Below are 14,225 nucleotides of genomic sequence, written 5' to 3'. Positions count from 1 at the left end.
CCTTTTTCCGTTTGTCGGAGAATAGTTCACCTTTTTTGCAGTTGAATAACCGTACAAACCCAGTATAGGAAATCAGACGATTGTGTAACGACAATGGGGAGTGATGCCCTTAAGATAAAACCATGTCAAATAAGGATTTGCAGGAGGGGTTAAACGTGCAGCAGGAGTCCGTAGTTCAAGTTGCGGCGGCACCAACGGGGGCGTTGCAAAAAAGCGCATGGAAAGAATGGAAGCGAGGGTTTCCGTTATATGTGATGGTTATACCGGGATTGCTGTTTTTTCTCATCTTCCGTTATTTGCCGATGGGCGGCATCGTTATTGCATTTCAGGATTATAATCCGTTTGCCGGAATTACCGGCAGCGAGTGGGTGGGCTTCGCTCACTTTGAGAGGTTGTTTGGGGAAGCGGATTTTTGGAGCTTGCTCGGCAACACGTTAATTTTAAGCGCATTGAATTTATTTTTATTTTTTCCGGCGCCGATTCTGATTGCCGTTGTCTTAAATGAAGTGCGGATGCAGTGGTTCAAAAAATTCGTCCAAACCGCGATTTACATGCCGCATTTCCTGTCGTGGGTCGTTGTCGTCGGCATTACGATCGTTTTGTTCGCGACGCAGGAGGGGGCGGTCAATAAGGCGCTGGCCAGTTCGGGATTGGCCCGGCTTGAGATCATGACCGATCCGGACTATTTCCGCATCTTGTATGTGCTTCAAAATGTATGGAAAGAAGCGGGCTGGAACGCGGTGATTTTCCTTGCGGCGCTGGCTTCCGTGGACCCTACGTTATATGAGGCGGCCGTCGTCGACGGGGCAAACCGCTGGAAGCAAATGTGGCACGTTACGCTGCCGGCGCTGAGATCAACGATCATTATTTTATTTATACTGCGGCTCGGTCATGTGATGGATATCGGGTTCGAGCATATTTATTTGCTGCAAAACTCCTTGAATTTGTCCGTCTCCGACGTGTTCGATACGTATGTGTACCGCACCGGCGTGCTGCAAGGAGAATTCAGCTATACGACGGCGGTGGGGCTGTTTAAATCGGTGATCGGGTTGGTACTGATCATGATTGCGAATCGATGGTCCAAAAAAACCGGAGAAGAGGGGGTTTACTGACATGAACACGTTTGATTCGCGAGGGAAAGATCCGCTGTTTATATCGATCCTATACGGCGTGCTGCTGATCGCTTTGCTGTGTATTCTCGCTCCATTCATCTACGTTGTTGCAAGTTCCTTTGCAACCGAGCACGAATTTGTCAGCCGCGGATTTTTTTTAATCCCTAAGGAATGGACGGCGGAGGCTTACGGATATTTATTAAGTAACCGGAATTTTACCCAAGCTTTCGGCAATGCCGTGACGATTACGGTTGTCGGTACAGCGATTAACATTACGCTCACCAGCCTGATGGCTTACGGCTTGTCCAAAAGCTGGCTTAAGGGACGGCGGGTGCTGAATTTCCTGGTCTTGTTTACGATGATTTTTGCCGGGGGGATGATTCCAACCTATCTTGTAGTCAAAGAGCTGGGACTCATCAACAGCTATTGGGCTTTGTACCTCAACACGGCAATCGCTCCTTTTAACCTGATCGTGATGAGAAGTTTTTTTCAGTCGATTCCGTCCGAGCTGGAAGAAGCGGCGCGCATCGATGGATGCTCCGAATGGAGATTGTTATGGCGCATCGTCCTTCCGTTGTCGATGCCGTCGATTGCCACCTTCACTTTATTTTATGCCGTTTTTAATTGGAACACGTATTTCTTTGCGATCTTGTTCTTGAACGATTCGGCCGATTGGCCGCTGCAGGTTTATTTGCGTCAAATGCTGATGGAAAATTCCACGGCGATGGAGACGGATTCGGGAGGTTTCCGTTATACGCCGGCCGTAAAGATGGCGGCTGTTATCATCACCGCGCTTCCGCTGCTTGTCGTTTATCCGTTTTTGCAGAAATATTTCAACAAAGGTATGATGTTAGGTTCGGTTAAAGGCTGATATTCAAACGATAGGAGGAAGCGGCATATGTGCAGACCCGATATTTTTTTGTTTCTAAGCGACCAGCATCACGCGAATTACACCGGATTTGCGGGACATCCGCTTGTCCGCACGCCCCATTTGGATCGATTGGCGGAGGAAGGGACGGTGATGAACGCGGCCTATACGGCTGCGCCGATCTGCGTTGCTTCCAGAGTGGCCATGCTGACCGGTCAGCTGCCGGAAAAAACGGGAGTATACACCAACGAAGGTGCGGTCGGCTGCGACCAAACGACCTTTCTGCATGGCATTGCGGCCGCAGGATATGAGACGGTGCTGTGCGGCCGTATGCATTTTCTGGGGGAGGATCAGCGGCACGGGTTTACCAAACGTATTATGGGGGAACTGACCCCGTTATTTTGGGGAAGATACGGCGCTGCACGCAGTGATTTGGGGCCTTATGTCGGGACGATGGCCAATCAGGCTTTGAAAATCATCGGCGGCGGAACTTCGCCTGTGCTGGAATACGATAAAGCGGTCATCCAAGCGGCATTGGAATATTTAAATAACGACCATGAAAAGCCGCAATGCATCGTTGTGGGCACCTATGGCCCGCACCATACGTTTGTGGCCCCGCCGGAGCTTTATTCGTATTATAAGGCAATCGTCGATATTCCGGAAACTTATCGGTATCCGGATCATCATCCGATTTTGTCGGGGATGAGGAATGACGGATTAACGGAGGATATCCTGATCCAACTGCGAGCCGCCTATTACGGCATGATCGAAAACGTCGACCGGCAGGTCGGCGAAGTGCGTGAGGCTTGGAACGCTTATCTGCAGCGCAGCGGCCGGCAGGGCGTGTTTGCGTACATGTCGGACCATGGCGAGCAAGCGGGAGAACACGGTCTTATCGGGAAAAGCACCTTTTACGAAGGGTCGGCGAAAATTCCGCTGCTGTTTGCAGGGGATACCGTCGCTGCCGGCAAAACCGTCGAGCAAGCTGTCAGCATCTTGGATATAGGCCCGACCTTATGTGATTTCGCTCAATCGGAAACGCCGCCGAGGCCGGACGGCAAGAGCTTAAAGGGGATGCTGACCGGAGAGCAAGCGGAAGACGAAGAAAGAATGGTCATCAGTGAATTTATTTATACACTGGATGGGCAGCCGATTCCCGGCCGTATGCTGCGCCAAGGGGCTTGGAAATATATGGCCTATGCCATTCATGAGGCGCACAGCCAATTGTTTCATATCGGGAAAGATCCGCACGAAACCAGCAATCTGATTTTGTCCAGAGCGGATATTGCCGATCGCTTCCAAGCATATTTAAATCAGTCTTGGGATATCCCGGCGATCGTCGAGAAATACCAAGAAAAAAGAGAACATCATGATCTGCTTGCCAAATGGGGCAGAGCCGTCGACGTTCCCGAGCCTGAGCGGTGGCCGGTGCCTGAGGCGGCACGACAGCTGCCGGTTGTGAAATAAGTTCACATCGCGTATCATCGTGTATATGAAAAGGCACCGTCCCATGTCGACGGTGCCTTTTGCGTGCTCATGCTTAAAGTTATCCGGTTATCCATTTAGCGGCAAAGATGAGCCAAAAGATACACGAGTAGAAGCCAAGTAAAAATAATGCTACTTGTACCGTTTCGTAGCACCGGTAGCAAAGATATACAGAAAGGGCGGAAAGAAAAAGAAATAATAAAACCATAATACCGCATCCTTTGTGTTAAACTGCACTTTTATATTACCACAGATAACATCGCGCATAAAGATTGAATGAGCATAAATGCTTATCCCCCGCCATAAATCTACTTCCTCCGCCTATGGCGGGATTCGTCTCATCTTCTATGACCAAACCTATCTTCTCTATGCTAAGGGGATTCTCCGTCTATGACGGATTTTTGTGCTGCGCATAATGTCAAAAATAGACTATAAGTAGTAAGCAATAGCCATTATTCGCAGGATCGCCGTTATCTATAATGAGATTCAGGGATAAAATATATCCTTTGTCATTATTTCCGTCAAGCCGCAGGCCGAAAAAGGAGATGAGGTAAGGTGTCCATGCAGTTTGCTTCCAGCACGTAGATCCAGTCAGGAGCATTGCGTTTGCTGCCAGGGGAAGTCAAAGAAGTATCGTTGGTTCATGAGCTTGGGAATGGGGACATTGTGGTCGAACCTTATATCGGGAGTATTTATCATGCGGATTTGCGGTATTTTACCGGTCAGCGCAGAGCGGAGGTGCTTGCCCGCAAGCTGCTATGGCTCTTATGCATGAGAGCGACGGCACCATCGTGGAGAGCCGGTCCGCACATTTACAAAACGGGGACCGGGGGGACAATTATTGAGCGGGGATCATTTCTTAGCAGCGGTAAAGATGGACTTGCACAACACCGTATTGTGCTGCCGGAACAATGCGTTGTCGCGGTGCCGGAAGATGTCCCCCGACGATATTGCCGCGCTTGCGGAGTTATGTTCGGTATCTTGCTAAGCAGTAAGCCGTTTGGTCGACAATCTCGGGGAGGCAAAAGTTGCCGTGTTCGGCAATTTACAGCCGCCATGAGAGAAACGGCCGAACATCGCGGATGGAAAAAAACAGTACTCGCGTTCAACTGGATGTAAAGGGGTTAACAATGATGGAAATTAACGCAAGCAATTGGAAAAACAATCTGGCAGGTTATATATTTATCGGGCCAATGATCATTGGCGTCACGTTTATGACGGTTATACCCATCGTGATTTCTTTGCTGTTAAGCTTTACGGAGTGGAATTTCCTGAAAGGGTTTTCACCGGGAGCGATCAAATTTGTCGGACTTGACAATTACTTCCGATTGGCCGGTGATCCGACGTTCAAGAAGTCGGTGATGAACAACTTGATCTTTCTGCTGCAAGTTCCTGTCTGTATGGCCATTTCGTTGCTTTTGGCGATCATGATCAACAAATACGTTTATTTTAAATCATTTTTTAAAGTGATTTATTTCTTCCCGTACATTTCCAGCGTTGTTGCGGTTTCAATGATCTGGATGTTGTTGTTTCAGCCTTCGCTTGGGCCTGTCAATCACGTCCTTCGTTCGATCGGGATCAGCGACCCGCCGTTGTGGCTGGCGGATATTCATTTCGCGCTGCCGTCTGTCATGATGATTGTGGTGTGGATCAATATCGGCTTTAACCTGATCATTTTTATGGCCGGATTGCAGGCGATTTCCAAAGATTATTACGAGGCGGCCGAACTTGACGGCGCTAACGCCTGGGGCCGATTTGTGCATGTCACGCTGCCGCTCACTTCCCCGTCCTCGTTTTTTCTTTTAATTACAGGCATCATTTCTTCGTTCAAAGCGTTTGATATGATCAATGTGCTGACTCAGGGCGGACCCAGTTCGTCTACGTCGATCATCGTTTACGAGTTATATAAAACCGCGTTTGTTAATTTAAATATGGGTTACGCATCGTCGATGGCATGGCTTTTATTTGTTCTGTTGTTTGCAATTACGGTCGGGCAATGGAAGATGCAGAAGAAATGGGTTAACTACTAGGGGGGACATGTCTTGCGCAGAAAAGAAGCGATTGTCAAAACGCTTGCCACCATCGTGATGATGATATTTGGAAGCGTTATGATTGTTCCGTTCGTTTGGATGTTATCCGCTTCATTTAAACCTGAGTCCGAAGTGTTTAACTATCCCGTCGAATGGATTCCGTCAACATGGCGTATTGTCGAAAATTATTCCGAAGTCTGGTTTGGGCGATATCCTTTTGCTACCTACTACTGGAACTCCATTAAAGTTTCCTTAACCACCACCGCATTGTCTGCGCTGATCTCCAGCATGGCTGCTTATGGTTTTGCAAAGATCCCTTTTAAAGGAAGAGATGCGTTGTTTCTTTTAGTTCTCGCTACGTATATGATCCCGCATCAAGCGACGTTGGTTCCGCAATTTTTGATGTACAGATGGATCGGGTTGTTTGATACGCACACCGGACTGATTTTATTATCTTCCTTTAGCGTTTTGGGGACATTTTTGCTGCGGCAATTTTTTATGGGAATTTCCAACGAGTTTATGGAAGCTGCGAGAATGGACGGCGCCGGCCACTTTACGATTTTTACCCGTATATTGCTGCCGTTAATGAAACCGGCGATTGCTACTTATGCCATTCTTCGTTTTATTTGGACATGGAATGATTACCAAAATCCACTTATTTTTCTTAGATCGGGAGACAAATTGACTTTACAGATCGGTCTGGCCAAATTTTCCGATTCAATGGGAACTTATTATTCCTTAATTATGGCCGGCTCCGTTTCCGCCATTATTCCGTTGTTAATTATTTTTATAATCGGCCAACGCCAAGTCATTGAAGGCATCGCATCGGGCGGGATCAAAGGGTAAGAGGCATTTGCAGAAATCGCTCCAAGGAAGATCAATCAGAGTTAACGGGAGGTTATGTTATGAAATTTGATTTGCACACACATCACTTTAGATGCGGTCACGCCGAAGGTTCAATCCGCGATTACATCGAGGCTGCAATCAAAGGCGGGCTTGGGGTTATCGGAATATCCGACCACTCTCCATATTTTGCAAGCGAGGAAGATCAATTTAAACCTGGCATTGCTATGGCCAAAAGCGAATTTCCGTCTTATATTCAGGATGTGTTGGCGCTTCGGGAGGAGTATGCCGGAAAAATCGAAGTGCTTCTGGGAGTGGAGTCGGATTTTTTTCCGGAGCACAAAGAGCTTTACCGGGCGGTATATCAGAAATATCCTTTTGATTATATTATCGGGTCCGTCCATATGGTGAAAGGAGTTGGCATATTCGAAAGATCGCGTTGGGATAACCTCCAAAAAGAAGAAGATATTATTCGGGAGAAGGAGGAGTATTTTACCTTAATCCAGCAGTCCGCAAAAAGCCGCATGTTTGATATACTTGGGCATATCGACGCGTTAAGAGGGTATTTTCCGCAATTGTCCGAATACCACACTCCCGTCGTAGATCAGACCTTAAAGGTTATAGCCGATTGCAGTGGAGTCATCGAAATTAACACTTCGGGCAAAGGCAAAGACTGCGGCGGCTGGTATCCGTCGGACGAGATGCTGGAGAGAGCTTGCTTTTACGGAGTCAAGGTCAGTTTCGGATCGGATTCGCACGTACCGTCGCGGGTGGGGGACGAGTGGGAGAACGTCAGGACAAAACTGAAAGAAATCGGCTTTAAACAGTGGTATTTTTTTAGAAGGAGGCAACCCGTGAGGGTCCGGTTGTAATCCGGAATCGGCGTGAGTCAGCGTGTCGGAACGGATCCCGGACAGCTAAAGTACAGGCGTAATTTATCCGATATGCTATGTAAAAATAAGATAATAACAAGTAAGATCTGTCGATTATTTCATGAAACAAGCTGTGATATTCTCTAATAGAAACAACTAAACGATGAGGGGTGCATTAGAAATGAAAGCAAGTCAAATCGGTAAACCCGTGTTGTGTTCGGCTTTGGTTTGCGTTTTGGCATTGTCGGCCTGCAGCAATCAAAATGAAAGCGCTAACTCGAAAGGCGGCGCCAATTCAAACGCGGCAGCCGATCCGAAAGCAGCCGGTAAGCCGGTGACGATTAAATTTCATACGTGGTGGGACGCCAAAAACGAAAGACTTGAGCCGATGATCAGCGAGTTTGAAAAATTAAATCCGGGCATTAAAGTGGAGCCGATCCGTCTGGAAGGAAAAGACGCCTATGAAACGTTGAAAAAGCTGGACTTATTGGCCGCTTCCGGCGAAACGCTGGATGTAATCATGTTTAACAATCCGACTTCATATGCTCAGCGGGTTGGCATGGGTATGGCGGAACCTCTGGACTCCTATTTAAAAGCAGAGGGTGTCAAATACGACGACGAATATTCGAACGATACGAGCATCAAAGGCGTTCATTACGCTTTGCCTGGTACATGGATGCCCGATGTGGTAATCTTGAACAAAGATCACTTGGCTAAGGCAGGTTTGCCTGTACCTAAGGAATGGACATTTGATGAATTTTTGGAATACTCCAAAAAATTGACTAAGGTCGCAGGCGATGACCAATACGGCACCTATTTTCACAACTGGGAGCCTTCGTTTAACATCGCTCTGCGAAATCAGCCAGCCAACAGCTTGATGATCTCGGAAGACGGCAAGTTGAATGTATCGAGTCCCGGTGTCAGAAAGTCTCTGGAAATCGTATACAATGCTCAAATGAGAGATAAATCCGCGATGCCGTATTCGGATGTTATCTCGCGAAAACTTCATTACGCATGGCCGTATTTCAACGCAAAAGCAAGCATGCAAATTCTTGGCGGATATATGATCGGCCGGGTCGGAGGATACGATATGTATGAGGCCAAATTCCCGACCGCTTTTGCGCCGTACCCGAAGATGAACAAAGGCGATGAAAACTACGCTCCCGTGTCGGAAACGCAATATCTTGCCGTAGCAGCCAGCTCCAAGCATAAAGAAGAGGCATATAAATTTATCAGATATTACTCTACGGAAGGGTTTGGCGTGCAAGGCAGATTTATTAACGCATGGAAGAAGCAGGATGTGGGTAAAAACATCGATAAAATCGTCAGCCTTACGCCTAAGCCAAACATGATCGACGCGGAGTCGTTTAAGAACGTGATGAGCGTATCCAAAATGGTCAAGCTGCAAGCGCCGCCGACTTATTATAACGAAATTGTCCAGGCTTATACCGAAGAGATGGAGTTGTATCTGTTAGGAAAGCAGGATCTGGATAAAACAATTAAAAAAGTCGAAGAGAAAGCGCAGAAAATAAAGGAACTTAACAAGTAGACGCGGCTTAATCCCAACCCGAACCGCAATCGGGGCGGGCTCAGGAATAAGGAAACGGATCTTGGCTTATAGGGGTGTTGATCATGAGAAGCAAACTATCCAGAGGCACCTCGCTGCGGACAAAGATTATCGTTTCAGCTATATTATGTTTGCTTATTCCGGCTATTACCGTACAAAGTCTGCTCAGCTATCAAACACAAAACCTGCTTAAGGAGCAGGCGATCAAAAATTCCGAAATGTCCGGCAGCATCGTTTATCAATATTTATCGAATCTGATCAATAACATGATCGCTGTGTCCAACAAAATTCAATTTAATAAAGAGATTAACTCCATTCTTTTGGAGGAGAGTCAAACAACGCGGTCGAAAGATCAAGAAAATGACGATTTGCAGTCCTGGTTTAACGAGAAGAAAATGACGAAATATTTGGAGGACCTGGTCCAAGCAGATAGCTTGTACATTACACTTTTTCTGCCAAACGGGAAGTATTACACCAATTATTCCTACGATCAGCTTGATCCGGCGTTTTATTTGAAGCAGGAGTGGTTTCCGAGGCTGAACGAGTTGTCAGCATTGGAGACGTTATGGGTAGGGGCTCTTCCGATCCGCAACGATGAGATATCGCTGACCATTGCCAGAACGATCAAAGGATCTTACAGCCATCCATATGCTTATCTGATGATCAGTTTGCCGGAGAAGCAGGTCAACAATATATTCACTAATTACTCCAATGGCCAGCAATTTGTCATTGTGGATGCCCAAAATGTGATTTTGACGGGTTCAGACTACAGATTCAGAGGAAGCCAACTGGAATATAACGAAAATGAAATCTTTGCGACCAGCAAAAATTTGTCCTTTGGCGGATGGAAAGTTGTCAGTTTGGTTCCGTACGATAATCTTACCCGGTATATCAAAGCGCTCTACCGAAATATGAGCATGATTCAATTTTTATTGTTCTCGCTGTTTATTCTTATCATTATTTACGCAATGAGCAGATTTACCAATCCGCTTGTCAAATTGGCGCGGGTGGCTGCCAAGATTGATGCCGGAAATATCAGCATACGCTCAAGGGTTACGGGCCATGATGAGGTCGGGATTTTAGGCAGGTCGTTTGATCTTATGCTGGATCGTTTTCAGGAAATGATCCAGCATATCAAAAAGGAACAAGATCAGAAGCGGCTGGCGGAACTGGAGCTGCTGCAGGCACAATTAAAACCTCATTTTTTATTTAATACGCTCAATTCGATTCGTATGGGCTGCATGTTAAAGGAAGATGGGGAAACGGCAAATTTGCTAATGTCCTTATCCTTTTTCTTAAGAATGACGATTAACCGGAACAACGAGTTTATCCGGCTGCAGGAAGAGTTGGATACGGTCAAGCATTATGTGAAATTAATTAATTTCAGAAATTTCGAAAAAGCCGAATTAATCTTTGATGTTGCAGAGGAATGTCTGGAATGCGAGGTGCCGCGATTCTTTTTGCAGCCTATTGTGGAAAATGCCATCGTCCATGGTTTTGAGCAGTGCAACGGGAATATTGAAATCAAGTGCAGGATGCAAGACGGATATGTAGCGATTGCCATAAGCGATACAGGCCAAGGTATGACGGAGGAGAAAGTAAGCGAACTTCTGCACAATATCACGCAAGAGCGGAAGATCGTCTCCAATACGGGGATTGGCATGAAAAATGTGTACGATCGAATGAGACTAACCTATGGGATGGAGTTTCACTTGGACATAAATAGTCGTGTCGGAATCGGCACAACCATTGGACTTAGGATTCCGCGACGTTAGGAGGGGTTCCGTTTCATGTATAAGCTGATTTTGGTTGACGACGATCGCCCCGTGCTGGCCTATTTAACCAAGAGCATCCCATGGTCCGATTTAGGAATACAATTAACCGGCACATTCGACAACGGATTGATCGCATTGGAAGTTGCCAAAAATGATGTGCCGGATATCATCATTACAGACATCGGCATGCCCAAGATGAACGGGTTGGAATTAATTGACGCTATTCGAAGTTTTAATCCGGGGTTGCTTTCGATCCTGATTTCATGCCATGACAAGTTTGAATATGCGCAGCAGGCAATCAGACTGAACGTCACCGAATATATGTTAAAGGATGCTTTGGTGCCGGAAGTTTTGATCCAACATTTGAAAAAACTTGTGCATATACTGGATGCGAACGCCGCCTCTCGGCAAAAAACGGATAAGGAGCATTTCCTGGGCAAAACGCCTTTGTCCATATTAAAAAACAGATGGATCCGCACCACCGTGCACGACCCCATTTTTAATTATGAGGAGTGGATTCGTGAAGCCGAAAAATGCGGATTAACGGCAACGTATACGACGTATGTCCCCGTTTTGTGTTACTTGAATTATGGGGAAGAGATCAAGAAGAGATTTCATATGTCGGAGGACTTGCTTAATTTCACGCTTGAAAACGCGATCTCGGAAATATTAAGAGCCAATGAATCCGGTATTTATTTTGGTTATGACTGCATGAGGAATCTGATCATTTTCCCGTACAGCGGATCTTCGAAGTCGGAGTTGTGGAGTTATGTCCGCAACGAACTTGCCCGTATCCAGCGGGAATTGAAGCGGTATTTGTCCATTAAGTTATCTTTTATTATTGGAAATGAAAGTACGTTTACCAGTCGGCTGGCGGATCATATCCAGATGTTGTTTCGTTCGAATGAACAATATTTTTACATGGAGCCGGAATCCGTCGCAGAGTTGTCCATGCCTCAACAAACCAAGGAGGATTTGTTCAGCTATTATTACAATACAATGGAAGCTTTGCAGGAGGCCGCTTCAAAAGGCGATTTGGCCTTAATCCAACAGTTGACCAAACAAAGGATGCGTTTTATCCGGGACAAAAAGTTCCCGAGCGGTGCGGTTAAAGAATGGATCAGCAAGGTTGCCATCGGGCTGCGCATGAAAATAAGGAGTTTGTATCCTTTGACCAGAAACTTGGAAAAAGACGATTTTCGCATGGATATGAATCATTATTACTCTTTATCGGAGATAGAGGAGCATGTTACTGCAATCATAGACAGCTTAATTGACGATTGCACGAGCATCACGTCCCATAAGACAAAGCGCAATGAAATCGTGATGGTCCAGCGTTATTTGGTCAGTCACATTAACGAACTGGTGACATTGGAAGAAGTGTCCGATCTGTTAAAATTAAATTCCAGTTATGTGAGCCGCTTGTTTAAAAGAGAAACAGGGCTGAATTTTTCAAAATATGTCACCAAGGTGAAGGTCGAACATGCCAAGGAACTTCTTGAGCATACTTCTTTATCTGTGGATGTCATTTCCGAACGAATCGGTTACGAGAAAAATTATTTTTATAAAATTTTTAAAAAATGGACCGGAATGACCCCAAACAGCTTCAGAGGTTACCGATAATCGCCGAAGAAAAAGGAGATGTTCAAATGTCAGTCACAGCAAGAATGAACCGTTTGTTTCATGTGGATGGAAAATGTTTTGATGTTGCGATCGATCACGGTTTTTTTAACGAGTATTCTTTTTTGTCGGGTATTGAATCGATCGAGAAAGCGGTGCAGATCATCTGTGAGGCGAATCCTGATGCGGTTCAATTAAGCTGCGGCCAGGCGCGGTTTTTGCAAAATATCCCGGGCAAACATAAGCCGTCGCTGGTGATCCGGGCCGACGTCGCCAACGTGTACAATAAGGAGCTGCCGAAATACGTGTTCAGCAAAATCAGCGATCATATCGTTGAACAAGCGGTCAAATTGGATGCGTCGGCGGTTGTCGTCAATCTGCTGCTGCTGCCGAACCAGCCGAAGCTTCACGCACAATGCGTAGCCAACATTATGAAGCTGAAAGCGGAATGTGAACGTTACGGAATGCCGCTGATGGTCGAACCGCTTGTGATGCAAGCCAATGAGATTGCCGGCGGGTATATGGTGGACGGCGATCTGAAGAAAATTGTGCCTTTGGTGCGGCAGGCAGTGGAACTCGGCGCGGATATTATCAAGGCCGATCCGTGCGACGATATTGACGAATATTACCGTATTATTGAAGCGGCTTCCGGCATTCCCGTGTTGCCTCGAGGCGGAGGGATGGCTTCCGAGGAAGCGATATTTGAGCGGACTTGTCGGTTGATGAAGCAAGGCGCGTCGGGTATCGTGTACGGCCGAAATGTGGTGCAGCACCCGAAACCGAAGGAAATGACGGAGGCATTTATGGCGATTGTTCACGAGGGCGCCGACTGCCAAACCGCTTTAAACATTTTGCATCGGGTAAAGGAATGAGGTTCCTATGACAAAACGGGTTGTTCATTTCGGGATCATAGGCTGCGGTTTAATGGGGCGCGAATTTGCCAGCGCCGTGTCGCGCTGGTGTCATTTGCTGGATGTGAATTACATTCCGGTCATTACGGCGGTGTGCGACGTCAATCTGGATGCGACGACATGGTTTACGGACCATCTGGCTTCGATTGAGCAAGTCACCGACAATTACCGGGAGCTGCTTGACAACAAGCGTGTGGAGGCTGTATATTGTGCAATCCCGCATCATTTGCATGAGCAGTATTATTTGGATATTATCCGCGCGGAGAAACATCTGCTCGGCGAGAAACCGTTTGGCATCGATAAACAAGCGAATCAAGCGATTCAGCAGGCGATTGTGGAGCATCCGCACGTTCTGGTGCGCTGTTCCTCGGAACTGCCTTTTTACCCGGGGGCGCTCAAAGTTTACGATTTTGTGAAAGAAGGGTTGGTCGGAAAGGTGATTGATGTTGAAGCGGGGTTCTGGCATAGCAGCGACCTTAATCCGCTCAAGCCGATCAATTGGAAACGGAAAGTCAGCACCAACGGGGCATACGGCTGTATGGGAGATTTGGGGCTGCACACGCTGCATTTGCCCTTGCGTTTGGGATGGAAGCCCAGATTGCTCAGCGCTTCGCTCTCCAATCTCGTCGAAGAACGCCCCGATCATACCGGCCAAGCAGTTCCTTGCGAGACATGGGATAACGCCACATTGCTATGCGAAGTGGACTCGGGGCAGCATACATTTCCTATGGTGCTTTCGATGAAAAGAATCGCACCCGGTCATGCCAACACTTGGTTTATTCGCATAAACGGCATGTTAGGTTCGATTGAATATTCCACCCAAAACCCGAAGCAGCTGAAGATCATGCGCTACACGGCAGGGGGGCGTCAAGTGTGGGGGACGGAAGATATCGAGTACCATTCCGCTTATACGGCGATTACCGGAAATATCTTTGAATTTGGATTTTCCGATTCCATTTTGCAAATGTGGTCGGCATTTTGCGACGAGCTCGTCAACGGTGCCGATATGATACAGCCATTCTACTGCGCTACGCCGGACGAAGCGGCATATTCACACGAGTTGTTTACAGCGGTTTTGGACGATGTTCAAAACAGAATAAGTACACGTTCTTAATGTTGGCAGCGCTTGGTCACTTTATGAA

12 protein-coding genes are annotated in these 14,225 nt (G+C 46.9%); all 12 read left to right on the top strand.

The annotated features are described in order from the left end of the window. Positions 1–122: 122 nt before the first annotated feature. The 12 genes from EYB31_RS25430 to EYB31_RS25375 all read left to right on the top strand — a co-directional run bounded on the left by EYB31_RS25430 (position 123) and on the right by EYB31_RS25375 (position 14,197). Entirely contained in the window at positions 123–1,112 is a 990-nt protein-coding gene (locus EYB31_RS25430) for an ABC transporter permease (protein ID WP_131016237.1), read from the top strand. A 1-nt stretch (position 1,113) separates the two neighbouring features. After that, entirely contained in the window at positions 1,114–1,983 is an 870-nt protein-coding gene (locus EYB31_RS25425) for a carbohydrate ABC transporter permease (protein ID WP_131016236.1), read from the top strand. 27 nt (positions 1,984–2,010) lie between these two features. Next, positions 2,011–3,447, top strand: coding sequence for a sulfatase family protein (locus EYB31_RS25420; RefSeq protein WP_131016235.1), 1,437 nt, complete (start codon positions 2,011–2,013; stop codon positions 3,445–3,447). 624 nt (positions 3,448–4,071) lie between these two features. Beyond that, a complete protein-coding gene (locus EYB31_RS25415; RefSeq protein ID WP_131016234.1) occupies positions 4,072–4,584 on the top strand; it encodes an MDR/zinc-dependent alcohol dehydrogenase-like family protein in 513 nt (170 codons plus the stop codon). An 11-nt stretch (positions 4,585–4,595) separates the two neighbouring features. Next, the gene (locus tag EYB31_RS25410) at positions 4,596–5,495 is read left to right on the top strand and encodes a carbohydrate ABC transporter permease (RefSeq protein WP_131016233.1); all 900 of its coding nucleotides are present in this window, start codon (positions 4,596–4,598) and stop codon (positions 5,493–5,495) included. Between the two features lie 57 nt (positions 5,496–5,552). Then, a complete protein-coding gene (locus EYB31_RS25405; protein WP_131016281.1) occupies positions 5,553–6,341 on the top strand; it encodes a carbohydrate ABC transporter permease in 789 nt (262 codons plus the stop codon). A 59-nt stretch (positions 6,342–6,400) separates the two neighbouring features. Then, complete coding sequence (locus EYB31_RS25400) at positions 6,401–7,210, top strand: histidinol-phosphatase (RefSeq protein WP_131016232.1); 810 nt, start codon at positions 6,401–6,403, stop codon at positions 7,208–7,210. A 181-nt stretch (positions 7,211–7,391) separates the two neighbouring features. Then, positions 7,392–8,759, top strand: a complete 1,368-nt coding sequence (locus EYB31_RS25395; protein ID WP_165452612.1) for an ABC transporter substrate-binding protein — start codon at positions 7,392–7,394, stop codon at positions 8,757–8,759. A gap of 83 nt (positions 8,760–8,842) precedes the next feature. Further along, on the top strand, positions 8,843–10,552 hold the full coding sequence (locus EYB31_RS25390) for a sensor histidine kinase (protein ID WP_131016230.1): 1,710 nt from the start codon (positions 8,843–8,845) through the stop codon (positions 10,550–10,552). 15 nt (positions 10,553–10,567) lie between these two features. Next, the gene (locus EYB31_RS25385) at positions 10,568–12,175 is read left to right on the top strand and encodes a response regulator transcription factor (RefSeq protein ID WP_131016229.1); all 1,608 of its coding nucleotides are present in this window, start codon (positions 10,568–10,570) and stop codon (positions 12,173–12,175) included. 26 nt (positions 12,176–12,201) lie between these two features. Beyond that, positions 12,202–13,044, top strand: coding sequence for a class I fructose-bisphosphate aldolase (locus tag EYB31_RS25380; RefSeq protein WP_131016228.1), 843 nt, complete (start codon positions 12,202–12,204; stop codon positions 13,042–13,044). A 7-nt stretch (positions 13,045–13,051) separates the two neighbouring features. Further along, positions 13,052–14,197 (top strand): Gfo/Idh/MocA family protein, encoded by a 1,146-nt coding sequence (locus EYB31_RS25375; protein WP_131016227.1) that lies wholly within the window; start codon positions 13,052–13,054, stop codon positions 14,195–14,197. Positions 14,198–14,225 lie beyond the last annotated feature (28 nt).

The organism is Paenibacillus thalictri, assembly GCF_004307995.1.
GTDB classification, from domain to species: Bacteria; Bacillota; Bacilli; order Paenibacillales; family NBRC-103111; genus Paenibacillus_AF; species Paenibacillus_AF thalictri.
Note: the sequence above shows the minus strand (reverse complement) of the source record. Positions and strands in the feature narration are given on the sequence as shown.